The 24844-nt window shown below is 41.3% G+C and carries 26 protein-coding genes and 1 other RNA gene; 19 read left to right on the forward strand and 8 right to left on the reverse strand.

The window, feature by feature from the left end; genetic code table 11:
* Window positions 1-42 precede the first annotated feature (42 nt).
* Complete coding sequence (locus tag M1D84_RS09170) at window positions 43-660, reverse strand: nitroreductase family protein (protein ID WP_151039980.1); 618 nt, start codon at window positions 658-660, stop codon at window positions 43-45.
* A gap of 138 nt (window positions 661-798) precedes the next feature.
* Between M1D84_RS09170 and M1D84_RS09175 the strand changes: the two genes are divergently transcribed.
* Together M1D84_RS09175 and M1D84_RS09180 are read left to right on the forward strand one after the other, a co-directional pair.
* Window positions 799-1131, forward strand: coding sequence for a winged helix-turn-helix transcriptional regulator (locus M1D84_RS09175; RefSeq protein ID WP_024422698.1), 333 nt, complete (start codon window positions 799-801; stop codon window positions 1129-1131).
* 75 nt (window positions 1132-1206) lie between these two features.
* Window positions 1207-1425 carry a hypothetical protein gene (locus M1D84_RS09180; RefSeq protein ID WP_024422697.1) on the forward strand — a complete coding sequence of 73 codons (219 nt, stop codon included), beginning with the start codon at window positions 1207-1209 and terminating at the stop codon, window positions 1423-1425.
* A gap of 41 nt (window positions 1426-1466) precedes the next feature.
* Here M1D84_RS09180 and M1D84_RS09185 read toward each other — a convergent pair whose 3' ends face one another.
* On the reverse strand, window positions 1467-1940 hold the full coding sequence (locus M1D84_RS09185) for an Hsp20/alpha crystallin family protein (RefSeq protein ID WP_044332887.1): 474 nt from the start codon (window positions 1938-1940) through the stop codon (window positions 1467-1469).
* A gap of 86 nt (window positions 1941-2026) precedes the next feature.
* On the opposite strand from M1D84_RS09185, the gene rarD reads away from it, so the two are divergent.
* From rarD to bshB2, 4 genes are all read left to right on the forward strand, one after another.
* Window positions 2027-2938, forward strand: coding sequence for an EamA family transporter RarD (gene rarD, locus M1D84_RS09190; RefSeq protein WP_048239421.1), 912 nt, complete (start codon window positions 2027-2029; stop codon window positions 2936-2938).
* Between the two features lie 78 nt (window positions 2939-3016).
* Window positions 3017-3298, forward strand: a complete 282-nt coding sequence (locus tag M1D84_RS09195) for a hypothetical protein (RefSeq protein ID WP_458106449.1) — start codon at window positions 3017-3019, stop codon at window positions 3296-3298.
* A complete protein-coding gene (locus tag M1D84_RS09200; protein WP_008359999.1) occupies window positions 3295-3645 on the forward strand; it encodes a YojF family protein in 351 nt (116 codons plus the stop codon). The genes M1D84_RS09195 and M1D84_RS09200 overlap by 4 nt, the downstream gene beginning before the upstream one ends.
* An 18-nt stretch (window positions 3646-3663) precedes the next feature.
* The gene (gene bshB2 / locus M1D84_RS09205; RefSeq protein WP_024422693.1) at window positions 3664-4329 is read left to right on the forward strand and encodes a bacillithiol biosynthesis deacetylase BshB2; all 666 of its coding nucleotides are present in this window, start codon (window positions 3664-3666) and stop codon (window positions 4327-4329) included.
* A gap of 45 nt (window positions 4330-4374) precedes the next feature.
* Here the strand turns inward: bshB2 and M1D84_RS09210 are convergent, their stop codons facing one another.
* Together M1D84_RS09210 and M1D84_RS09215 are read right to left on the reverse strand one after the other, a co-directional pair.
* The gene (locus M1D84_RS09210) at window positions 4375-5736 is read right to left on the reverse strand and encodes an MATE family efflux transporter (RefSeq protein WP_024422692.1); all 1362 of its coding nucleotides are present in this window, start codon (window positions 5734-5736) and stop codon (window positions 4375-4377) included.
* A gap of 59 nt (window positions 5737-5795) precedes the next feature.
* Window positions 5796-5921 carry a hypothetical protein gene (locus M1D84_RS09215; RefSeq protein WP_008359993.1) on the reverse strand — a complete coding sequence of 42 codons (126 nt, stop codon included), beginning with the start codon at window positions 5919-5921 and terminating at the stop codon, window positions 5796-5798.
* An 82-nt stretch (window positions 5922-6003) separates the two neighbouring features.
* On the opposite strand from M1D84_RS09215, the gene cdaS reads away from it, so the two are divergent.
* The 7 genes from cdaS to odhB all read left to right on the forward strand — a co-directional run bounded on the left by cdaS (window position 6004) and on the right by odhB (window position 16240).
* A complete protein-coding gene (gene cdaS, locus M1D84_RS09220) occupies window positions 6004-6630 on the forward strand; it encodes a sporulation-specific diadenylate cyclase CdaS (protein WP_044332896.1) in 627 nt (208 codons plus the stop codon).
* Window positions 6631-7034: 404 nt separating this feature from the next.
* Entirely contained in the window at window positions 7035-8357 is a 1323-nt protein-coding gene (locus M1D84_RS09225) for a C40 family peptidase (RefSeq protein ID WP_151039979.1), read from the forward strand.
* A gap of 78 nt (window positions 8358-8435) precedes the next feature.
* Window positions 8436-9014, forward strand: a complete 579-nt coding sequence (locus tag M1D84_RS09230; RefSeq protein WP_098677496.1) for a superoxide dismutase family protein — start codon at window positions 8436-8438, stop codon at window positions 9012-9014.
* Window positions 9015-9103: 89 nt separating this feature from the next.
* The gene (locus M1D84_RS09235; protein ID WP_024422689.1) at window positions 9104-9982 is read left to right on the forward strand and encodes an ATP-binding protein; all 879 of its coding nucleotides are present in this window, start codon (window positions 9104-9106) and stop codon (window positions 9980-9982) included.
* An 11-nt stretch (window positions 9983-9993) separates the two neighbouring features.
* Window positions 9994-11910, forward strand: coding sequence for a vWA domain-containing protein (locus M1D84_RS09240; protein ID WP_206533766.1), 1917 nt, complete (start codon window positions 9994-9996; stop codon window positions 11908-11910).
* A 224-nt stretch (window positions 11911-12134) separates the two neighbouring features.
* Complete coding sequence (gene sucA, locus M1D84_RS09245; RefSeq protein ID WP_034280582.1) at window positions 12135-14969, forward strand: 2-oxoglutarate dehydrogenase E1 component; 2835 nt, start codon at window positions 12135-12137, stop codon at window positions 14967-14969.
* Window positions 14970-14983: 14 nt separating this feature from the next.
* Complete coding sequence (odhB, locus tag M1D84_RS09250; protein WP_024422686.1) at window positions 14984-16240, forward strand: 2-oxoglutarate dehydrogenase complex dihydrolipoyllysine-residue succinyltransferase; 1257 nt, start codon at window positions 14984-14986, stop codon at window positions 16238-16240.
* A 35-nt stretch (window positions 16241-16275) separates the two neighbouring features.
* Here odhB and M1D84_RS09255 read toward each other — a convergent pair whose 3' ends face one another.
* From M1D84_RS09255 to M1D84_RS09270, 4 genes are all read right to left on the reverse strand, one after another.
* Entirely contained in the window at window positions 16276-17226 is a 951-nt protein-coding gene (locus M1D84_RS09255; protein WP_024422685.1) for a bile acid:sodium symporter family protein, read from the reverse strand.
* A gap of 149 nt (window positions 17227-17375) precedes the next feature.
* Window positions 17376-18197, reverse strand: coding sequence for a superoxide dismutase (locus tag M1D84_RS09260; protein ID WP_025093123.1), 822 nt, complete (start codon window positions 18195-18197; stop codon window positions 17376-17378).
* Window positions 18190-20064, reverse strand: a complete 1875-nt coding sequence (locus tag M1D84_RS09265; protein WP_103132031.1) for a terpene cyclase/mutase family protein — start codon at window positions 20062-20064, stop codon at window positions 18190-18192. The genes M1D84_RS09260 and M1D84_RS09265 overlap by 8 nt, the downstream gene beginning before the upstream one ends.
* Window positions 20065-20363: 299 nt before the next feature.
* Window positions 20364-21848, reverse strand: coding sequence for an aldehyde dehydrogenase family protein (locus M1D84_RS09270; RefSeq protein WP_024422684.1), 1485 nt, complete (start codon window positions 21846-21848; stop codon window positions 20364-20366).
* Between the two features lie 213 nt (window positions 21849-22061).
* On the opposite strand from M1D84_RS09270, the gene M1D84_RS09275 reads away from it, so the two are divergent.
* From M1D84_RS09275 to ssrS, 6 genes are all read left to right on the forward strand, one after another.
* Window positions 22062-22274, forward strand: coding sequence for a DUF6501 family protein (locus M1D84_RS09275; protein WP_024422683.1), 213 nt, complete (start codon window positions 22062-22064; stop codon window positions 22272-22274).
* 49 nt (window positions 22275-22323) lie between these two features.
* Window positions 22324-22461: a DUF4025 domain-containing protein gene (locus tag M1D84_RS09280; protein ID WP_075611524.1), complete on the forward strand. Its 138-nt coding sequence runs from the start codon at window positions 22324-22326 to the stop codon at window positions 22459-22461.
* Window positions 22462-22739: 278 nt separating this feature from the next.
* The gene (locus M1D84_RS09285; protein ID WP_024422682.1) at window positions 22740-23078 is read left to right on the forward strand and encodes a PH domain-containing protein; all 339 of its coding nucleotides are present in this window, start codon (window positions 22740-22742) and stop codon (window positions 23076-23078) included.
* Window positions 23079-23253: 175 nt separating this feature from the next.
* Window positions 23254-23901, forward strand: coding sequence for an SDR family oxidoreductase (locus tag M1D84_RS09290; protein WP_044332919.1), 648 nt, complete (start codon window positions 23254-23256; stop codon window positions 23899-23901).
* 91 nt (window positions 23902-23992) lie between these two features.
* A complete protein-coding gene (locus M1D84_RS09295; RefSeq protein ID WP_044332921.1) occupies window positions 23993-24493 on the forward strand; it encodes a TraR/DksA family transcriptional regulator in 501 nt (166 codons plus the stop codon).
* A gap of 132 nt (window positions 24494-24625) precedes the next feature.
* A non-coding RNA gene (ssrS, locus tag M1D84_RS09300) (6S RNA) lies at window positions 24626-24811 on the forward strand.
* Window positions 24812-24844 lie beyond the last annotated feature (33 nt).

The following is a 24844-nucleotide window of genomic DNA, read 5'->3' on the forward strand; positions in this document are numbered from 1 at the left end:
AATAAAAAAGCCCCAGCATAAAGGCTGAGGCTTTGCCAATTTTTAAAGGAAATCAGAAACTTCTTCGATGTCGAAACGGTTGCTTTTATGAGCTTCTTTCGCTGCTTTACCAACTGAAATCAGCATAACCGGCTCGTAGCGGCCGCTTACATTGAATTCTTTGATGTACGCGTCTTTACTGAAACCACCCATTGCACATGTATCATAGCCCATTGCTTTGGCCGCAATCATTAATTGCATAGCAGCTAATGAAGCATTTGAATACGCTGCTTCGCGTGCATATTGCTTGCTTTGGTATGCGCCATTGATTTGAGTCATCAATGTTTCTTTAATGTCTTCAGTAATGAAGCCTTGTTCTGCCAGCTCACTGTAGATTTTTTCGCCATTTTGGTTAGCTTCAAGGTCACCTAGAACTGCAATAACAGCTGATGCCTGTGATACTTGCTTTTGGTTGTAAGCGATTGGAAGTAATTTTGCTTTTGCTTCAGCACTATGGAAAACAGTGAAATGCCAATGCTGAAGGTTCCAAGCAGATGGTGCTTTTGTTGTGATTTCAAGAAGCTCTGTTAACTCTTCTTTTGTCATTTCATGAGAAGTATCATACTCTTTTACTGAAGCTCTTTGTTTTAAGATGTCAATTGTTTTTTGATCGGTCGCCATATGGATATTTCCTCCCGTTTTTGCAAATAATATGGTACAATAACTAAAAAGTGAGAAACTTACTTATTGTAACTAGAGTTATTTTAAATTGTACACCGTTAGTTTGTCAAACAATCATGAAAAGAAAGGCTGAAATTTATGGAATTCCAATTATGTCCACACATTCAGCAAGCTTTTTTACTCCTAGGCAAAAGGTGGAACGGTCTCATTATACATGTATTGCTTGATGGACCAAAGCGTTTTAAAGACCTTACAGACACGATCCCGACGATCAGTCAAAAAATGCTCGCAGAGCGTTTAAAAGAGCTCGAGCAAGAAGGGATTATAGAGCGGACTGTCCTGCCTGAGACGCCTGTCAAAGTCATTTACAGTTTAACTGAAAAAGGGAATGCGTTACATGATGTGTTTCATGAGGTATCTCGGTGGGCAGGGGAGTATACAGACTCACACGGGAAAAAGGAGCAAGCCTAGTTTCAGGTTTGCCCAAACATTTTAACTCCTGATGAATATGCTGATGTTAGGCACATGACAAAGGAGGAGAAATGCATGTACCCTCATACTCCGTATTTTCGAGGCGGCGCCCCTGGCATTCCGCCATATGAATCCAGAGTCCCTTTGTTTTTTGGTTTTGGCGCTCCTTTAGTCGGCGGACTGCTTGGCGGATTTCTAGGAAGTGCGATTTTTAATTATCCCCGTCCATATTACCCGCCGCCACCACCGCCTGCTCCACCACCTTATGGCGGCGGATATCCACCATATTATTAAGAAAAAAGAGTAAGCCTGCTTCCGTTCTTAAAGCAGGCTTTTTATAATGGAATATCAATTTCAGAAATTCCTGGATCATCATGCTTTAAAAACATAATTTCCAAAATGCCGTCTTGATATGACGCCTTCGTTCCTTTTCGTTTCACAGCAGCAGGGAGAACGACTTTCTTCTGCGTCCCTTCTTCAGGAAAATGATCAATAAACAGCAGATTGGCTGTATGTTTGATTTTGACTTTTTCTGTGTTCGGACGAGCAAGTTCAATTTTGACAAACACATGATCAGTCGTCTCGAACACTTCGACTTCTGGCTCTTTTTCTTTTTCGACATCATTTTCTCTCGTTTTTTGATTTTGAGAAAGGGGATCCTGAAATGGGAACTGAGCAGGATAATTGGAGCCGAATACACTTTCCATGACTTGATTGACATACTGCTCAACGTCTTTAGGATCTGAATTCTTTAAGGCTTCTTTTGAGAACTGCTTTTGAAAAGGGAATAATCGGTTCCAGTCGAACATGTGAATCATCCTTTCTAAATGCCCTGAATTAGTATATGCCCATTCGCCGGCGTGCGTGCTATAATATACGTTAGATTTAGAAAGGGATGGTTACATTGAACGAACAGCAATCAAAAGGTGTTCTCTACACGGCAGCATCTTTTACACTCTGGGGTTTATTCCCGTTATATTGGAAGCTGATGGAGCATATTTCGTCAGGCGAAATTTTAGCGCACAGAATTTTATGGTCATTTGTGTTTATGTGCGGTATTCTTTTGTATTTAAAACAAGTCCGCCCGGCAATGCAGACAGTGAAGGGTCTCATACTGGATGGTAAAGCATTTTTTTCATTACTTTTATCTGCTATTTTAATTTCGGTCAACTGGTATGTTTACATTTGGGCAGTCAATCATGGTCTTATGCTAGAAGCAAGTTTAGGGTACTATATTAATCCGCTTGTATCCGTTCTATTAGGCATTATTTTCTTAAAAGAACGACTAAATAAATTACAAACCATTGCCATCCTCATTGCCGCATTTGGGGTGATCCTTTCAACAGTTCAATACGGGTCATTTCCTGTCGTTGCTTTCTTATTAGCCCTTAGCTTCGGCTTTTATGGTTTGATTAAAAAAAGGATGAGCTTCACGAGCGCGATTGGTTTGACGATTGAAACGCTGCTTCTCGCACCGGCTGCACTTGTGTACTTATTATTTTTCTTAAAAGAACCTGTTGTGACTATGAATCCTAACAGCTTCGGGTCGCTCGGTCTCTTATTTTTTGCAGGCGTTTTTACAGCCGTGCCGCTTCTTTTATTCTCAGAAGGCGCAAAAAGAATACCTCTTTATCAAGTGGGCATTTTGCAATACATTGCACCGACAATTACGCTGTTTTTAGGGCTGTTTGTCTATCACGAACACTTATCCGCAGCTAAAATTGTAACATTCCTTTGTATTTGGGTGGCGATTTTACTGTTTACCACCTCTCAATTACGCATGAAAAAAACAGCGAATTCTCATTAAGTCAAACGAGCAGTTTGCTTTTTTTTGCAGGCGGATCATGTCATAATAAGTTGTTACCAAAACTGTAGAGGTGATCATATGTCGTCAGCTCATGAGCTTGCAGCCGCCTATCAATCTTTATGGAAAAATCGTCAGCTTGATGTTGATGATATGTCTTCTTTACACGAGGCCATATGTGATGATTTACTTGATGCACGAACTCATCCGCGGGCAAGGAAACCATTACACCAAAAGTATGTGCTTGCTGTGGAGAGAATTTTAGAAAGTGAGCTTAAGCATGATCATCAGCTGCAGCTGATCAGCTTACATACGAAAAAGCTGCGAGAATTAATTCAAAATGAAGGAAGGAACCACTCATGAAACCAATTCAAACGGAAGATGTCACAGCACATCTTGAATCGTTTTTAAATCGTCCAGTCTTCGTTCATCTTGAAACGACAACTGGTTCTTATTCAGCTCATGTAAATGAACAAAATATGACGGTTGTTGCGTATATCCGCAACGCGAAAGTCGTCTATTCACAGGCGAAAATAAAAGGACAAGGTCCATACCGTGTTGGAATGAAAACAGAAGATGGCTGGATTTACGCAGAAGGATTAACCGATTATGTGTTTGATGACCAAGGCCGCCTGCTATTAGCTGGACACTTGCCAGACGGCAAACTAGCGATCTCATTACAAATTAGCGAAACACCATTTCAGGTGTAGAAGAAAGGGTGACAAGTCATGAACGAACATGTACTAGTGATGCTGCCTCACCCCGATGATGAATCTTTTGGGGTTGCTGGTCTCATTGCACAAAGCAGAAAACGCGGAATTCCCGTCACATATGCATGCGGGACACTTGGAGAAATGGGCAGAAATATGGGAAGCCCAACATATGCGAACCGTGAAACACTTCCTGAATTAAGAAAACAGGAATTAATCAATGCCTGCAAAGAAATGGATATCACAGACTTACGTATGCTTGGCCTGCGTGATAAAACATTGGAATTTGAAGACGACGAGTATTTGGCAGATGTGATGGAAACCATCATTGATGAAGTCAAACCGACACTCATTGTGACGTTTTATCCAGGACACGGTGTACATCCTGATCATGATGCGACAGGTGAAGCTGTGATTCGTGCTCTTTACCGCAAGAAAAAAGAAGACCGTCCTGTCACATACTGCATGGCCATTACGAAGAATAGAGAAGAAGTCCTTGGACATGCGGATATTGTGATTGATATTACAGATGTTGCAGATATCAAATTAAATGCACTGAGAGCGCATAGAACGCAAACAGAGGGCATGCTGAGAGAGCTTGAACAAAAGCTGAAAAACAAAGAACCAGTTGTCCAAAAATGGTTTGATGAAGAAATTTTCTGGACGTATCAATGGAATGACTAAACAAAAAAGCAGCTGATCTATGTCAGCTGCTTTTTTGTGTTGTATTTAGTGATTCGATACATGCCTGAGTTGACGTTTTTGAATCAATCTGAGACGGATAAAGAGGACGATGGCGCCTGCGGCAAGCCCGGCAATCAGTCCGATCCAATAACCAAACGCCCCAAAGGAGGTATATGTGCCAATGAGATAACCGGCAGGAAGACCGATGACCCAGTAAGAGACAAAAGCAGCAATCAGCGTATAATTCACATCTTTATAGCCGCGCAGAGCCCCTTGAATGGGTGCAGCAATCGCATCTGACAGCTGGAAAAAGATCGCGTAAATCAAAAAGTGCTGTGTCATTTGTAAAACAGCTGATTCAGCTGTATATAAACCAGCGATCTCTGGTCTGAATAGCAAGATGAGGGCCGCCGTACATAATGAGAATAATACCGCTGTTCCAATGCCGATATAGCTGTAGCTTTGCGCGTCTTTATACCTCTTAGCCCCCGCTTCAAACCCAACAACGATCGTTAATGCCATTGAGATACTAAGCGGTAAAATATAAAGAATAGAAGCAAAGTTCATCGCTGCTTGGTGACTGGCAATAGTAATGGTATCAAAGTGCCCCATTAATAGCGTCACTGCTGCAAAGATACTCGTTTCAAAAAAGATCGCAAACCCGATAGGAAGGCCAATTTTCAGTATTTGCCCTATACGGGAGATATTCATTCGAGGCAGTTTTTGAAACAAACGAAATGAGGCAAATGGTTCTGCTTTAATGACAATACAAATACTCATGATGAAAATCGCCCAATACGTCATTGCAGATGCAAGGCCGGCACCCGCGCCCCCAAGCTTTGGAAAGCCAAAATTCCCAAAAATAAATACGTAATTTAAAACAAAGTTAATAGGAAGTGCTGTGAGCGTGATGAACATTGTCACACGTGTTTTCCCTAATGCATCAATAAATGACCTTAGCACCGAATAACCAAACAGCGGAATGATGCCAAAAGCAAGAAAGCTGAGGAAATGCCGGGCAATATCCTCTACAGAGTGCTCGAGTCCAAGTCCTCCGAGTATGTAAGGAACGCTGATCGTACCAATGACAATTACAGCGATACTTAAAAGAAAGGACAAATAGATCGCCTGAAAGACAGCCCGGGGAACATCATCTTTATGCCCAGCGCCCATCAGCTGAGCCACAATCGGAGTAACGGCCATCAAAATCCCGGCAAGTCCCGTATAAACAGGTGTCCAAATACTAGAACCGATCGCAACACCCGCAAGGTCTTCTGCACTCACTTTTCCAGACATCACCGTATCTAAAAAGGTAATAAGCGAAAGACCTGCTTGGGTGATTAAAATCGGAATCAAAATGGTTAAAAATAGTGTCAGCTTTGCTCGAATGCTATTCGTTTCTCTCATCATAAGTTCCTCTCTGAACAGAAATAACGAGAGGAATTATATCATGCTATGTAAAAAAATCAATTCTCCGTCGGATTATTTTTCTTAGATGGCTTCGTTTTTTTAAACATTTGGGCATAAATAAAAGAAAGACTGACAACACCTAAAATGCTGCAAGCATATTGGATGATTTTCTGAATGGTCATATTAAGCTCACCTCCATACTAATAGAATGTGCACAATTTGCTATTTTATAACAACAAGCGAAAGGAGGAGGGAAAAGATCAGATGATCCATCGGACGAACGAAGAAGTGATATTTAAAGCCGGGATGAGAACACATTTGATGAACATTATGAAGGATGCAAGTGATATCATTGATTCTCTTGATGAAACAGAGCAGTGTTTACTTTGTGATCTCGAATCATTGCATGATCAGTTTAATGAAATGCATGCAGAGGCCTCGTCGTTTTATTTACAAGCGTATATGGAAGAATTCACACCAGGATTTGCTCAATTTTCTTTAGCCATTGAGAATTTATCAAAACAAAAGCATGGAGCACTCATTGTGATCCAAAGACGCGATGAGGTTGAGGATTTTATTCAAAAAGGGACAAACCTTCATGCGAAGATTAGCGCTTCCTTAATAGAAAGCATTTTCTACCCGGGAAATCCACTGCATGACGGTGCTCTTTTAGTCAAAGAAAATACACTTGTCTCTGCTGCAAATGTGCTGCCGCTTACATCAAAAAAAGTGAGTCCTTCGCTTGGCACAAGGCACAGGGCAGCGATCGGACTCTCTGGTATGACAGATGCACTTGTTCTTGTCGTATCAGAAGAAACGGGAAAAATGTCGTTTGCGAAAGAAGGCGTGCTTTACCCGCTTACCGTAAAAGATCCGGAAATAAGAAAATAAAAACGAACGCTGCATTCTTCATTCGGAAGGATGCTTTTTTATTTGCGGAGAAAAATCGACCAATTAAGTAAAAAGTCATTTGATACAGAAAAATTTGTCATGTAGAATAGAACTATGAAACTAGCAGTGTGCTTGTTTTGACAAATTTCTAAACGTCAACTTAAAAATTCCTTAAAAAATGTTTATAAATACAACAAACAGCCGATAGAAACGATATGGCTTTGTTTTTTAGCATTTTGAGTTGGCTGCTTTAGCCTATTTGTTATTGCCCAACGTCTTCATGTCGAGTAATATAATAGAAATAAAGATAAAATAGTGCAAGAGAAGCAGAACCATTAAATGCTAAACTCGAAACTAGTACATAAGTCTTGATGGACCAAATTACGAAAGGCGGAGATTTCTTTATGAAGAAAAAAGTAGTAACCGGCCTCACAGTTTCAGCGATCGCTGGCTCAGCTGTGTTTGCTGCACCGGCAGAAGCACAGACGATCAAGGTGAAAAGCGGTGACTCACTTTGGAAGATTGCCGAACAGTACAATACAACTATTTCGGAGCTTCAATCTCTTAATCAATTAAAAACGACAATGATTTTTGCAGGGCAAAGCTTAAAAATTCCTGGTGAAAAAAGCAAGAAATCCAGTTCATCAACAGGGTCAAAAGCAAAGAAATCAAGTGCTTCAACGACTTCCAGCTATACTGTAAAGCTTGGGGATTCTTTATGGCTGATCGCAAAAAATCATAAAATGTCAGTTGCAAGCTTAAAAAGCCTAAACAGCTTAAACAGCGACCTGATTCGTCCTGGTCAAAAGCTAAAGGTATCTGGCAGCACGAAGACGAGCGGAAGCCAGTCATCAAATTCAAACTCATCTTCAAATTCCAGCTCAAGCAATAAGACAACGAACTCAAATAGTTCATCATCTTCAAGTACATACAAGGTTAAATTAGGGGATTCACTTTGGAAAATTGCGAATTCGCTAAACATGTCGATTGGTGAAATCAAAACATTGAACGGATTAAAATCTGATATGATTTATCCGAATCAAGTATTGAAAGTAAAAGGGACGGCTGCATCAAAACCAAGTCAGCCGAAACCTACTAAACCAAGCAATTCAAACAGCAACCAGTCTTCTAGCGGGAAAACAACCTCTTATACTGTAAAATCAGGCGATTCGTTATGGAAAATTGCGAATCAATTCAAAGTACAGGTTCAATCAATCCGCACAGCCAACAACTTAAAAAGTGATGTGCTTAGAATTGGACAAGTATTAAAAATTAATGGTGCAGCTTCCGGCTCAACTGGATCGAATGGCTCTACGTCTAACGGTTCAACAAAGCCAGTCGACAATAACAAAAATGATGTACCAATGAATGCAAAGATCACGACAATGATTCAAGAGGGGAAAAAGCTGACAGGCGTTCCTTACAGATGGGGCGGTAATACACCAGCAGGATTTGACTGCAGCGGCTTTGTTTACTATCTCATTAACAAAGTTTCATCTGTATCCAGATTAAGCACAGCTGGCTACTGGAATATGATGACTCCTGTAAGCACACCACAAGTTGGAGATTTTGTTTATTTTACAACGTACAAAGCAGGCCCTTCTCATATGGGACTATACCTTGGCGGAGGAGATTTCCTTCATGCAAGTGACAATGGAGTAGGAATTTCGAACTTAAGTAACCCATATTGGAAAAAAGCCTACTTAGGTGCAAAACGTTTCTTCTAAAAAAAGCCGATTTTCGGCTTTTTTTGTTTGCCCGCTGCTGTGATTGTCCATACTGATAACAAAAGGGGGCAGTCATAAATGAAAAAGTCAGTGTGGATGATCATGATATGTTTGATCTTTACCGCATCAGCATGTCATGCACCGCCGAAAAAAGAAACGACAGAAGAAACAAGCGAAGTTTCAGCACCTAAACAAGCACCAGTCACGACGTCACTCATAAACGAAAGCGGGCAAAAAATAGGAAGCATTGAAATCAGAGAATCCTCAGAAAATGGGCTGGATTTGCATGTGAAGGCGAAAGGGCTGCCGCCAGGTCCTCACGGTTTTCACATTCATGAAACAGGAATATGTGAAACGCCAGATTTTGAAACGGCAGGAGCTCACTTTAATCCAACCCATAGAGAGCATGGTTTTGACAATCCAAAGGGGCACCATGCTGGAGATATGCCTAATTTAGAGGTAGGGGCAGATGGACAAATTGATGTGGTTGTGAACGTACCGGATGTGACGTTAAAGGGAGGCCCGAATCAATTAATCGATCAAAATGGGCGAAGCTTTATCATTCATGCAGAAGCAGATGATTATTTAAGTAACCCTTCTGGAAATTCAGGGAAACGCATTGCTTGCGGATCGATCACTAAAGAAATGGTAAAATAACAGAAGTCTAACCTTTATGTATTGAGTGCATAAAGGTTTTTTTAGTATACTTGGTGAGGAAAATGATCGAAGAGAGGAATTAATCATACATGTTTAACGAACAATCACTCCCAGAAGAAATTCAAGCAATGATTGAAGCAAAAGCAAAAGGGCTGGAAGAAGAATTTCGTCCACTTATTGGAACAGGCGGCTATGAATCACAGGATACTTCTATCATTCAAGATGCCATGATTGCATTAGCACTAGGAAAAAACGTTCTTTTAAAGGGGCCGACCGGCTCAGGTAAAACCAAACTAGCAGAAACATTATCCGCTTTCTTTCAGCAGCCGATGCACAGTGTGAACTGCTCGGTTGATCTTGATGCTGAAAGCTTAATTGGCTATAAAACCATTCACAATGATGGTCAGGTGGCTTCGATTGAATTCATTGAAGGGCCTGTGACAAAAGCAATGAAAAAAGGCCATCTTTTATATATTGATGAAATCAACATGGCGAAGCCAGAAACACTTCCTATTTTAAATGGTGTACTCGACTACAGAAAAATGATGACAAACCCATTTACAGGTGAGGTTGTTCGAGCAGAAGAAGGCTTTGGCGTCATTGCGGCAATCAATGAAGGATATGTCGGCACAGTACCTCTAAATGAAGCGTTAAAAAACCGTTTTGTTGTCATTGACGTTCCATATATTGGCGGCGGTATCCTGAAAGATGTACTGCAATCTCAATCTGTTTTAAAGGATGAGCGGTTAATTGATCAATTCGTTCAGCTCTCATCAGACCTCATTACACAAGCTCATAACGGACAGGTGAGTGAAGAAGCAGCATCCATCCGCGCACTCCTAGATACTTGTGATCTTGCGCAGTACATCCCGCCGCTTCGTGCCGTTGAACGAGGCATTGTTGAAAAGCTGGAAGATGACCGGGAAAAAGCAGCGGTAAGAAATATCGCTCAAACATTATTCGAGTGAGGTTCTGACTTTTGAAATTCATCAAATTTAATGACAGCAGAATCGATTCATTTTTATTTATGGAATTAACGGATTTAGCCAAAACGTTAGCAAAAAGTGATGATGTCGAGCTTGAATACGGTGTACAGTCCTACTATGAACCGTTTGAAAAGAAAATTTTCATCAGTCATTTTTGGGATGATCGTAAACAAGAAGATATGCTAGCAGGGCTGAAAAGTGATGTGTTCCTTCGTGCAGTAGGCACGGTTTATAGTGATCTTACGGTATTTCAGGAGATCATTCGCTTTGCTCATACATTATCCATTCCTGATGTATGTAAACAATTGTTTATGCTGTTTGAAGATATCCGGATCGAAGAGCGGATTAAACATGACCGCCCAGGAACAAAAAAGGTATTTAAACGAAGAAGAGAGCTGTACCGGCGTCACTTTAAGACACAATTAACGATTAACCAAGAACGAAGTATTTTAACAGATGCACTCTTTTGTGCGATTTATGTGAAGCTGACAGCTGATTCTCCGCTCGAAGAGATTCCGCCTCTTCATGAGCAGATCAACCCGATGATTCCGTTTATTGAGTCAAGTCTTGAACGTGTGTATGATGCGGGTTCAACAGCAGACATCGCAGTTATTGTAAAAGAATTAATGGAAGGCTTCGATGAGCTTCTTGAAAAGGATATGCTGAATACGTACTTTTTCTTCCCTGAATTGGACTATGAACAAGCGGCAAAAGAACCGCTGTTCCATGATTTAAAAAGAAAACCTACATTAAGTGAGGACATTAAAGTCGACCGAGAAAAAGAAGGCGATGAAGACATTCACCAAGAGTATATGGAAGTGTGGCATCGAGAAACCGAAGCGCCATCCAAAAGCTTCCTTCAATTTGATTTAGAGCACGGCGGTAAAAGTGATCTTGGTAAGGATGCAGCAAGAGAAGGCGATGACGGAGATCAGGCACTCGGCACTGTCCAAGGCTCTGCAAAGCAAACACACCGAAAAGATTATTCAAAGCTTGAAGCGCTGGAAGAGGCTGAAGGTGAAGAAAGCGGGTCAGATGGTTATGAGAATGGAAAAGAAAACAAATATGCGTTTCCAGTCATGATTTCACCAGATCCTCCTAAGCCAGAACAAATCGATGCATACAAGCAGCATGCGAAGGAAATTGAGCCTTATCAGAAACGCTTAAAACAAATGATCCAAAAAACACTTGAACATAAAAAATCATGGCCTAAAACAGACCTTCATGCAGGACGTCTCAGTAAAAAGCTGATTCGCTACTTTACAGAGTCTAACCCGCGTCTTTTCTATAAAAAACAGACACCGTCTTCTCAGATTGATGCTGTTTTCACCTTATTAGTAGACTGTTCAGCGAGCATGTTTGACAAGATGGATGAGACGAAAAAAGGCATTGTTCTCTTTCATGAAGCGTTAAAATCCGTGCAAGTCCCACATCAAATTGTTGGGTTTTGGGAAGATACAAACGACGCAACAGAAACAAGCCAGCCAAACTACTTCAACACAGTCGTGTCGTTCAAAGATTCTCTATTTGATGCAGGGCCTTCTATTATGTCTCTTGAGCCAGAAGAGGATAACCGGGATGGCTATGCGATTCGCCAAATGACAAAGATGATTTTAAAGAGAAGAGAAGAACAAAAGTTTCTGATTGTCTTTTCAGACGGAGAGCCAGCTGCGTTCAGCTACGAACAAAATGGGATTGTCGATACGCATGAAGCAGTTCTTGAAGCGAGGAAAAAGGGCATTGAGGTGATCAATGTGTTTTTATCCAATTCGCCGATAGAAGAAGCACAGATGAAAACCATTCAAGATATGTATGGCAAGTTCAGCATTTTTGTACCAGATGTCGATACATTGCCAGATGTTTTATATCCATTACTGAAGAAACTGCTGCATAAAAGCATTGGGGCATAAGCTTTTGCCCCTTTCTTTAAATTATTTTTCGGAATGATTTAAATTTTTTGTTTTTCTGTGAATTTTTTATCTTTAATTGAACAAAGAATGTAGAAAGTAATCCAAAACAGTGGTAGAATATTATTGGAAGCGTTTTATTACATAAATTTGGTCATTGTGTTCTGGAAGTTATATCGAGATAGTGTTCAATCACTTGATGATCAAAGTTGGGGGTAGTGTTCAAAATGTTTCAAAATGATGTGAAACAACCGTTGAGTTGGGAAGAATTTCATGGTCCGAACCTCGGCTATGTGCTCGAGCTCTACGATCAGTATGTCCAGGATCCTACTAGTGTTGATGAAGATCTAAGAGGCATATTTGATGAACTTGGTGCACCACCGAGTGAAATGAAGGAGGAAATTGGGAAAAAAGAAAATAGCGTAGTTACTTCTGAACAAATCCAAAAGATAGCATCAGTCGTTAAACTGGCAGAAGACATCAGAACGTATGGCCATTTAAATGCTTCCGTCAATCCTCTTCGCAAAGAAAAGGAATTACAAGAGCTGTTTCCTTTAAAGGAGTACGGTTTAACAGAAGAAGATGTCAAGAATATTCCGATTTCTATTATTAGTCCGGATGCACCAAAACACATTTCAAACGGCATAGAAGCCATTAACCATTTGAGAAATACGTATAAACGTACCATTTCATTTGAGTTTGATCACGTGCATGACTTCGAAGAGCGAAACTGGCTCTCAAAATCAATTGAATCTGGTGAACTATTTAAGAAAAAACCAGCAGATAAACTAGTTTCTGTATTCAAGAGATTAACAGAAGTTGAGCAGTTCGAGCAGTTTCTTCATAAAACATTTGTTGGGCAAAAGCGCTTCTCTATAGAAGGTTTAGACGCACTTGTCCCAGTACTTGATGAAATTATTTCAGAGTCTGTTACACAAGGGACTTCAAATATTAACATTGGAATGGCACACAGAGGCCGTTTAAATGTATTAGCACATGTGTTAGGAAAGCCATATGAGATCATTTTCTCAGAATTCCAGCATGCGCCAAATAAAGAGCTCGTTCCATCAGAAGGCTCTATTGGCATCAGCTACGGATGGACAGGGGATGTTAAGTACCATCTTGGAGCTGACCGTCAAATTAAAGACGAAGATACAAAGAGTGCGAGAGTCACGCTTGCTAATAACCCAAGCCACTTGGAGTTCATTGATCCAATCATTGAAGGAAGCACGCGTGCTGCTCAGGAATCACGTACTCAAAAAGGCTATCCAGTTCAAGACGTTGAAAAAGCGTTAGCCATCTTAATTCATGGGGATGCAGCATTCCCTGGAGAAGGAATTGTGGCAGAAACATTAAATTTAAGCCAACTTGTAGGCTATCAAGTGGGCGGAACCATCCATATTATTGCCAACAATATGATCGGGTTTACAACAGAAAGCAATGAATCTCGCTCGACGAAATATGCGAGTGACCTTGCAAAAGGATTTGAGATCCCTATTGTTCACGTCAATGCAGATGATCCAGAAGCGTGTTTAGCGGCTGTTCAGTTAGCAGTAGAATACCGCAAACGCTTCAAGAAGGATTTCCTTATTGACTTGATCGGTTACCGCAGATACGGTCATAACGAAATGGATGAGCCTTCTACAACTCAGCCAATGCTGTACGATGCGGTCAGAAAGCACAAAACGGTCAAGAATATCTTTGCAGATAAACTTGTCTCAGAAGGTCTTTTGACAAAAGAGCAGCGTGAAGAAATCGAGCAGGCTGTGACAGCAAAAATAGAAGAAGCTTATAAAAAGGTGCCTTCAAAGAAAGAGCATACGATTCAAGAAATCGAACTGCCAGAGCCTGTATCAAACGGCTTCCCAGCAGTGGATACATCAGTAGAATTTGATGTATTGCGAAAGCTGAATGAAGAATTGATCAGCTGGCCGAATGATTTCCAAGTATTTGGTAAGCTGAAGCGGATCCTTGAAAAACGTGCAAAAGTGTTTACAGATGACCGTAAAGTAGAATGGTCACTTGGGGAAGCACTCGCATTTGCATCTATATTAAAAGACGGTACGCCAATTCGAATGACCGGACAGGATTCAGAGCGTGGAACTTTTGCTCAAAGAAACCTTGTTCTTCACGACAGTCAAACGGGAGATGAATTTATTGCTCTTCATGAACTAAGTGATGCGAATGCATCGTTTACAGTTCATAACAGTCCACTGTCAGAAGGCTCAGTCATCGGGTTTGAATATGGTTATAATGTCTATTCTCCTGAAACGTTAGTGATTTGGGAAGCTCAATTCGGAGACTTCGCAAATGCGGCTCAAGTGTATTTCGATCAATTTATCTCAGCTGGCCGTGCAAAATGGGGACAAAAATCAGGTTTAGTCATGCTGCTGCCGCATGGATATGAAGGACAAGGTCCTGAGCATTCAAGTGGAAGAACAGAGCGCTTCCTGCAATCAGCTGCTGAGAATAACTGGACAGTTGCGAACCTGACAAGTGCAGCGCAATATTTCCATATTCTTAGAAGACAGGCGAAAATGCTGCTTCGTGAAGAGATTCGTCCGCTTGTGATTATGACACCGAAGAGTCTGCTTCGTAACCCGAACACATTGTCTGAAGTCCAAGAATTAACAGATGGACAGTTCCGTCCAGTTCTTGAACAGCCAGGTCTTGTACATGATCACGAAAAAGTATCGCGTCTCGTGCTATCTAGCGGGAAGGTATCCATTGATATTAGTGATCGTTTTACTCAAATGGAAGAGCCGAAAGATTGGCTTCACGTTGCAAGAGTGGAACAGCTATATCCGTTCCCAGCCAAAGATATTAAAGGAATTTTAACAAAGCTGACAAACTTAGAAGAAATCGTATGGGTGCAAGAAGAACCACAAAATATGGGAGCTTGGGGATACATTGAGCCATATTTACGTGAAATTGCGCCTGAAAAAGTAAAAGTACGTTACATCGGCCGAAGAAGACGTTCAAGTACGGCTGAGGGTGATCCCACTGTGCATAAAAAAGAACAAGAACGAATTGTATCTGATAGCTTGACTCGCAAAAACTAAGGGGGAAATGAAAAATGGCGGAAATTAAAGTACCTGAATTAGCGGAATCAATCTCGGAAGGAACGATTGCTCAATGGCTAAAGCAGCCGGGCGATTATGTGGAGCAGGGGGAGTACCTGCTAGAACTTGAAACAGATAAAGTCAATGTCGAACTGACTGCTGAAGAATCTGGTGTATTAAAAGAAGTGCTGAAAGATTCTGGTGACACTGTACAAGTTGGAGAGGTCATCGGAACGATTGCAGCAGGTGAAGCTGGCGGAAGCGAGTCCGCAGCTCCAGCACCTGAGCAAGCTTCTGCACCAGCTTCGAAAGAAGAACCGGCAGCTGCTCAAAAAGAAGAAGCAGTGAAAGAAGAGCCGAAAGCTGGTAATGGCAGAACCATCGCTTCTCCTGCAGCTAGAAAATTAGCGAGAGAGAAGGGATTAGACTTATCTGAGATTCCAACCGTAGATCCGCTGGGCAGGGTACGAAAGCAGGATGTCGCTTCTTATCAAAAGAATGAAGCACCTGCAAGTGCACCGAAAGCCGCGCCAAAAGCAAATGCTGCGGTGCAAACTGAACAACCAGGAAAGCCTATTGAACGTGAAAGAATGTCACGCCGCAGACAAACAATTGCAAAACGTTTAGTTGAAGTTCAACAAACGGCTGCGATGCTGACGACATTTAATGAAGTCGATATGACAGCGGTAATGGATTTAAGAAAGCGTCGTAAAGATGCCTTCCTAGAACAAAATGATGTCAAGCTTGGCTTCATGTCCTTCTTTACAAAAGCAGTTGTAGCAGCACTGAAGAAATATCCGCTGCTTAACGCAGAAATTCAAGGTGATGAGCTTGTCTTGAAAAAATTCTATGACATCGGCATCGCTGTTGCTGCAAACGAAGGACTTGTTGTACCGGTTGTCCGTGATGCAGACAGATTGTCATTTGCGGGGATTGAAAAAGAAATTGGTCATCTTGCGAAAAAAGCAAGAGATAACAAATTGTCTCTTAATGAGTTACAAGGTGGATCATTCACGATCACAAACGGCGGAACATTTGGTTCTCTGCTTTCAACTCCGATTTTAAACAGCCCGCAAGTTGGAATTTTAGGGATGCATAAAATTCAGCTTCGTCCGGTAGCGATTGATGAAGAACGTTTTGAGAACCGTCCGATGATGTATTTAGCTCTTTCTTATGACCACCGCATTGTCGATGGTAAAGAAGCAGTTGGATTCCTCGTTACGATTAAAAATCTGCTTGAAGATCCTGAGCAGCTATTACTTGAAGGATAATCTTCAATTATAAAAAGCTAGCACCTGTTAAGGTGCTAGCTTTTTTTCTTTTCACTGTCATGTTGTCCTCGTTTTGACCAATACGTCGCAAGCCAGGAACCAGATAAATTATGCCACACACTAAAAATCGCACTTGGTACGGCTGCGAGCGGTGAGAAGTGTGCTGTTGCTAGCGCTGCACCGAGCCCGGAGTTTTGCATGCCTACTTCGATCGAGATCGCTCTACGAGAAGGGATATCCATTCTGCACCACTTTGCGATCAGGTAACCAAATAAGAGACCAAGTGCATTATGTAATATAACAACGGCAAATATCAGCAATCCAGTTTGAAGAATTTGCTCTTTATTTGCACTGACAACCGCTGCAATGATCAACACAATTCCAGCAACAGATACAAGCGGCAATGCTTGAACTGCATAGTTTACTTGTTTTTTGAAAAATACCTTAACGATAACCCCTAAGATAATAGGAATTAGCACAACTTGGACAATCGACAAAAATAATGCCTCAGGTGATACAGGTAACCATGATCTTGCAAAAATATAGATAAAGAGAGGCGTTAAAAAGGGAGCAAGAAGGGTCGATATCGTTGTGACCGCTACGGATAATGCCATATTGCCTTTTGCCAAGAAGGTCATGACATTGGATGCTGTACCGCCTGGGCAGCAGCCGACAAGAATAACGCCTACTGCAATTTCAGACGGCAGCCGTAATCCGTAAGCTAATAGAAAGGCGATCAGCGGCATGAGTGTGTACTGCGCCAAAACCCCAATTAACACATAGAGAGGTTTACGAAAAAGCTCCTTAAAATCTTCACCAGATAACGTAAGCCCCATCCCAAACATAATGACACCTAGTAAAAAAGGGATATACGGTCCAATCTGAGAAAAGACGTCAGGAAAAGCAAATCCAAGACATGCAAAGATAATGACCCAGATTGCAAAGGTTCTTCCTGCAAATTGACTAATGGTTAAAAGAATGTTCATTCATTGCTTCATCTCACTTTCCTCACATATCCTTTCTATTTTAAACGAATTTTCTGAAAAAACAACCCATTCTTTATAAAGGTGTTAATAATAAAATTATGTAAACTAAAAATACCCCATATAAGCATTAGCCTATATGGAGCATCGTTTTAAAAAGGGGTCCATCTCACTTGCTGTGCTTGCTTAAGCCTAGCTTCTGGCTCACGCCAGTCGACTACATTCCACCAACGATCGACGTATTTCGCTTTTTCATTCAAATATTGAAGGTAGTAGGCGTGCTCCCATACATCAAGGGCTAGAAGGGGGATCACATCCCATTGTGACAAAAATTGATGGCGTTCTGCTTGTAAAATCTCTAATCGCTGAGATCTGGGCGCCCATACGAGAATGGCCCAGCCAACACCCTCTACTTGTTTGGCCGCTGCTGAAAATTGAGATTTAAATGCATCATAGCTGTCAAACGATTGTTCAATGAGACGAAGCATTTGTCCAGTGGGCTTTCGTTTTCCTGAAGGACTCATGGAAAACCAAAAAATACAATGTAAATAGTGCCCCGCACCATTGAAGGCAAGCTCCCGTTCCCAATGTTTGATCATTTTAAAATCATTGGTTCTTCTTGCATTTTTTAATGCAAGCTCAGCTTGGTTCAAACCATCTACATATGATTGGTGATGCTTCTGGTGATGCAAATACATAATTTCTTTTGATATAAACGGTTCTAGTGCATCATACCGGTAAGGGAGAGGAGGTAACTTGTGACTTCCAGCTGCTACCTCTCGCATGTCTTCTTGTGGGTTCATGTCCTCAGCAATACGTTCTGCCAGTTCGTACCACTCTTGTTCACTGGAATGTTCATCATCCATTGAAAACCATAAATGGTCTACTTTCTGACGGATGTTGTCATCTTGAATCGCGGGTTGAATCGAGCTAAGCCACTCTTTAAGCTGCAAACGGTATTCTTCCTTATTCATTTTTACGCCTCATTTCTTCTAAAAATGTGGAACAAGCCATCATCGGAAAGACAAATGGGTAGCTATGATAAGTGATGTAAAATTGCTTTGGCAGGCCAATGCCTACTGGATAGTGCAAGGCTTCACTCGTGTGCTGATGATGGGTCAAAAATGAGATGGCTTTTAAAATCGTTTTGTCATCTGGCTTCTCATATTGTAAAAGTGCCTCTGCTGCCCAAGCCGTCTGAACCACTGTGCCAAACGGAAGAGGGACATACGTTTTTACCTCTGCACTTTTACACGATTCTCCGAAGCTGCCATCTTCTCGTTGAATCTGCTTTAAAAATCGGCACGCTTTTTGAACAGCAGGATGGGTGGAGGGGATGCCGGCCGCTTTTAGTCCTGTTAATGCTGCCCACGTTCCATAAATATAGCAAACACCCCATCTGCCAAACCATGACCCATTTTTCTCTTGGTGATCTAGGAGCCACTTGACACATCGATCTTTTTGCCTGTGAAGAGGAGGAGACATGTTTTTCTCTTCAAGACCAATGAGATGAAGCACCCGGCCTGTAATATCGGGGGTCGATGGATCAATTGCTGCATCCTCCGCAGATTCAAGCGGAAGATGTCGAAGCAGGAAGTGATCTTGATTTTTTTCAAAGGCAGAGAATCCGCCGTCACGGTTTTGCATGGAAAGAAGCCAATGAAATCCTCGTTTCCATTGAACTGGTGCGTATGTTCGCGGAATGGCTTTTAAGACAATTTGCGTATCATCACAATCAGGGTTATTTGTGTTGATATCTGAAAAACCAAAGCCTCCCGGGGCAGCATGACGGTTATGAATCGCCCAATCTGCTTTCTTCATTTGCTGCCGGTTCAATAAGTATAAGAAAGACTTTGTGATGACTGGGTCTTCTTGTTTTTTGCCAGCTTTTTGAGAAGCATAACTGACAAGCGCTGTATCCCAAACTGTGGATGTGGAATTTTCTGCATACATTCTGCCCTGACAGACAGTGACTAGCTTTTTCATGCCTTTGACTGCTTTTAAAATGAGATGATGTCCCGGGGAGTACCCAAGACTCATCAGTGCATAGACCATAAAAATACTGGCACTTAAATAGCTGTACAGCGTGCCATCTTTTTCAAGGCGATCAAACATATATCGCTTTGCTGCTTCATATCCGAAAAAGTCCAGCCGGCTGTCGAGTGCTGTATACGACCGCATGTAAGTCAGAAAGTGTTGAGCGGAACGTTCTTCTCTTGCCATAAACCAGTCAAATGGATTCTTAGACATGTTTGCATCAAGGTGTGCCAAACTTGGAAATGTCTCATGAGAGGTATATCGTTTGTTGAGTGCAATCATCATTGGCACAAAGTGAATTCTTGCATATGCACTAAGATGATAGAAGTGCAGCGGAAAGTATGTAGGGATGAGTAAAAAGGAAAGTGGTGCATAGAAATACGGCCAAGGGTGCATGCCGTTGACGGCGAGCATCCACTTTGTCATAAAGTGAACGTTCTTTAATCCGCCTTTTGATCGAATATATTGCGCTGCTTTTTCCATATGAGGCTCATCTTGTTGAAACCTGCCTGAAACAAGCATTCCGCAATAGCCCTGCACAGTGGCTGTTACATGTCCCGTTTGATCATGATACAAAGAAAAAGACCCATCCTCATTTTGTTTTTCGCGTATCGCTTCTGCTAATTGATGAACCAAAGCCTGATCCGAATCGCCGACAGCCTTTAACAGCATAATCAAAAAAGCATTTGTCATCATAGGACCTTCAAAGCAGAAAACAAAGGCACCATCTTCTCGTTGTCTTCGCTGCATTTGCATGTGCAATTCTTCAATAAATTCGTTTACTTTCAATTTAAAATCTTGCATATGCGGCCATGCTCCTTTCCTTTCATACTATATTCAGGAGCCGGCCTGTCACATGCAAATACAAAAAAAGCCGATGACAGGGTCACCGGCTCAGCGTGTAGACAAACCCTCGCATTAGGTGTCAGGTCTGCGCGCTGGTGCTCACGAATGTCAATTCGCTCCGCAAAAGTAGCCGTCCTTCCTAGACTGCAAAGGTTTTCTATCACGCTGAAAAGAAGACAAAGTGCTAAAATAAAAATCATTTTAGCACTTTGTCAACGATCTGAGCCGATGACAGGGTCACGGCTTTCTTGACGTCATTAGTCTTGGAGGTTAATCCATACACTTTTGACTTCTGTATAGTTGTTAAGGGCATATGATCCCATTTCTCTGCCAAGACCTGATTGCTTATATCCTCCAAACGGGGAGGCGGCATCAAAGACATTATAGCAGTTGACCCAAATTGTTCCTGCTTCAAGACGTGCAGCGATATCATGGGCATGCTTTAAGTTTTCTGTCCAAAGTCCTGCTGCTAATCCATATTCAGACTGGTTGGCTCGTTCGACCACTTCATCAATGGAATCGTAAGGAATGGCAGATAAGACAGGTCCAAAGATTTCTTCTTTGGCAATGGTCATTTCATCTTCTACATCTTTAAAAATAGTAGGAGAGACGAAATAGCCAGCCTCATAAGGGCAATCGCCCCCGACAACGGCTGTTGCCCCTTCGGATTTACCTTTTTCAATATAGCCTAACACGCGTTCGTGCTGTTCTTTACTTACAAGAGGTCCAATTTGCGTATCTTGATGAAGACCAGCGCCTTGTTTGAGGGATCCTGCATATTTGGCCATTTGATCGACTACTTCATCATATTGGCTCCGATGAACAAAGACTCTGGACCCTGCGCAGCATACTTGGCCTTGGTTAAACATGACGCCATTTAAAGCACCTGGAATGGCTTTCTTTAAATCGGCATCAGGTAAAATAATATTCGGTGATTTTCCGCCAAGCTCTAATGTGACCCTCTTAATGGTTTTAGCCGCTTTCTCCATAATTAATTTCCCAACACTTGTTGACCCTGTGAAGGCCAGCTTGTTCACGTCAGGATGATCAGTTAAGGCTTCTCCGGCTGTTTCGCCAAATCCAGGAACGATGTTAATCACGCCTTCTGGGAAGCCGGCTTTGTCCACTAATTCTGCTAAGTAAAGAGCAGAGAGTGGAGTTTGTTCGGCTGGCTTTAAAACGATGGTGCACCCTGTTGCAAGTGCGGCGCCCATTTTCCACATAGCCATGAGCAGCGGGAAGTTCCATGGGATGATTTGTCCTACAACCCCAACCGGCTCATGGCGGGTATAATTAAAATATCCTTGACTGACAGGAATGGTTTGTCCATTCATTTTTGTCGTCCAGCCCGCATAATAGCGCATGTGCTCAATAGCGAGGGGGATATCTGCATTTGTTGTTTCATTAATTGGTTTTCCGTTATCTAAAGTTTCTAGCTGTGCAAGCTCTTCCTGATTTTCTTCCATTAAATCAGCAAGCTTGAACATGAGGCGGGCGCGTTCAGCGGCAGACATTGAGCGCCAAGGACCATGAAAGGCTTTTTTTGCAGCTTTTACGGCCTCATCAATATCTTTTGCACCTGCTTCATAAACATCAATAAGGGTTTCGCCTGTGGCTGGGTTAGGAGTAGCAAAGGTTTTGTTATCGTGACTTGTGACAAACTGACCATTAATGTAGAGTTTTTTCGTCCCTTGGAGAAAAGATTCGAGTTTTGAACTAATTTGAAGTGTTGTAGAGCTCATAAATAAACAAACCTCCTTAAAGATATGGATTGTTTTCTGCGAGTTCTAGGTGGGAAAAGCGGACAAGCAACTTAAATTGTATACGCACAAAGATGTAAACGTATACAATTATCATATTACACGACCTGTTTGAAAGCAATCCATAACACTCATTGCATTTCGCGAAAATTTGGCTACAATAAATGTATAGATGAAAAAAGGAGTTTTTAAATCATGATCCATCAAAACTGGCAAACGGCTCAAACGTTAAAACAAGTAAAATGTGTACATACAAATGCGAAAAAATATATGGTCGACCGGGCATTAACGGTTGGAAGCACATATGAAGTGAAAAATGAAACAGAAGAATTCCTGTTTGTCGTAGACAATACGGGTAAAGTAGGCGGGTATTACAAGGAGTATTTCGAAGATATTTCAGCTGAATGATTTTGATGGTCATCACTCATACTAAGAAAAACAGTAAAGGGTGATGATGATGAAAAAGCAGCAAAATGACGAGCAGAAAAATCAAAATGCATGGCATGAACACGAGGACGCTGATATGGCGATTACGCTTGAACAGATTTCCGATGTGTATGCCGAGGGAACGATTGATACACCAAAAGACGAATAGTCATTTAAAAACAGTGATTTGGCATAATCACTGTTTTTTTATTGGAATGATTCAGCATTTTTCTCGAAAAGAACTGAAACTTTTTTCCTGGTTTAACTGTCTAAATAAGTAGAGGAAAGAGCATCGGATCAAAAAGAAAAAGTTAAATGAAATTTAATCTATTCGTAATGGAATAACAACCATTTATAGCGTATTCTATAAGTGAGAATAAAACGTACCCACAGAGCCGTGTGGCCGTTTTGTCATAAAGGAATTTGATGCAGGAAGAGGGGGTTTACGTGGGTATTTTTTCTGTCAGTAAACAAAATGATAAGAAATTCGAATCCTTATTGATTGAAGGGGAAAGAATTGAGGCTGTTTACAGACTGCGTCACGACCAAATTTGCTTTACCAATAAACGACTGATCTTTGGCGATAACCGCGTATTTTCTAAGAAGAAAGTCAGGGTCTCCTTGCCGTATCGATCAATTGAAAGTTTTGCCATACAAGAAGCTGGCGTGTTTGATCAGGACACAGGTATGCTGCTTGTTACAAGCTCAAAAGTATTTGAACTCGACTTTTCCAAAGAGACGGATTTGAGTGATGTGCAAGCCATTTTGACAAAACATCTTTGCTGATCAATCTTGCGATTACATAGATCATATGCACTTTTCTCATTCTTCGTTCTTATTTTTATAGATCGCACATTGCTAAGCCCTTCCCATCTGATGGGAAGGGCTTTTTTCTGCTTAAGAGTTTGAATGATAGCAAAAAAGGATAAAGATGAAACAGATACAGAAAGGAGAATGAACAATGAAAGTATTAGTTGCAGGAGCAAATGGACATACAGGCAGACTTGTCGTTCGTTATTTAAAAGAAAAAGGACATGAACCGCTTGCTCTCATTCGAGATGAAAAACAAGCTGATGCACTAAAAGAACTTGGTGCAGCACCTGTCATCGGTGATCTTGAAAAAGATGTGACAGATGCTGTGAAACAAGCAGACGCTGTCATCTTTGCAGCTGGTTCAGGCTCAAAAACAGGTGCAGATAAGACCATTGCGGTCGATCAAGAAGGGGCAAAACGCCTCGTTGATACAGCGAAAAAAGAAAACATCCAGCATTTTGTTATGCTTAGTGCTTATAATGCAGATGATCCGAATCAAGGAAAAGGGCAAGGAAGTATGGAAACTTATTATGAAGCAAAAAGAAAAGCCGATGAGCACTTAAAACAGTCTGGTCTTTCCTATACGATTGTCCGCCCAGGTGCCCTGCTGCATGAGGAGAAGACAGGAAAGATTGAAGCTGCCGAACATATTCCAGATGATCAAAACATCGAAATTTCAAGAGAGGACGTAGCCATTGTTCTTGTGGAGAGCTTAACAGAATCCAATGTGAAAAATAAGTCCTTTGACTTGATGAAAGGCGATAAACCAATCGAAGAAGCACTTCGCCATCTGTAAGAAAAGAAAGCTGCTGCCAAAGAGGCGGCGGCTTTTTTGATGTTTTCTTTTCCCTTTCAGCGGGAAGGTAATGAGAAAGGAGTGATTGACCGTGGGCTTAACGAAAGAACAACAAGCTGATTTATACGAAAGATTGATTCAATTAAAAGAAGATGTGAAGGGATCAAAAAAGAAAGAAGAATCGATGCTCGTTGAATCGAGTGAGATTTCAAATGGTGTTGGTAATCATATCGCTGATCATGGGAGCATCTATTTAGACCGTATGACAGAACAAACGCTGGATCAGGTCGATGATCAGCTTGAAGGTGAAATCGATGCAGCACTGAAACGAATGGAAGACGGAACATATGGGATATGTGAGAAAACGGGAAAAGAGATCCCATACGAGCGTTTAAAAGCAGTTCCATATACACGTCATTCAATAGATGCAAAGAAAAATGAAGAAACCACTCAAGATCCAAACGAATTTGACCGTTCATTCTCCGATCAAATGCGCGATTTAACAAATAGAGAAACAATGGATCAGATGCATTCAGATACGTATGAAAGATTAGAGGAAGAGCAAGATGTTGATGTAGATGAGGAAAAATAGGATCATAAGCGAAGGTTAAATTTTTTCAGAATAATTTTTTCTTATGTACACATGAACAAATAACTTGTATACATGAGTATTTCATAGAAAAAAGATCTCTTGAAATTTAATAAACTTTCGTGTAATATAGTTTAAAGGCTGCGATGCGCGTAATGTTAATTAAGTTTTAACCTTTAAGCTGTAATAGGGAGTTTTATATTGAAGCCGGAATGTCATGCCTCCTTAGCGAGGAAGACAGGAACGTTTCTGCAAACACCCACTTTGAGGAGTGGTGGTTTAAAACTTTCTTACTTAGATTACGGCATCCGCAGCTTTTCCTAGGATGATTCAAGCCATTTTCCATTTTGGAAA

The organism is Bacillus sp. PK5-006 (genome assembly GCF_054161415.1).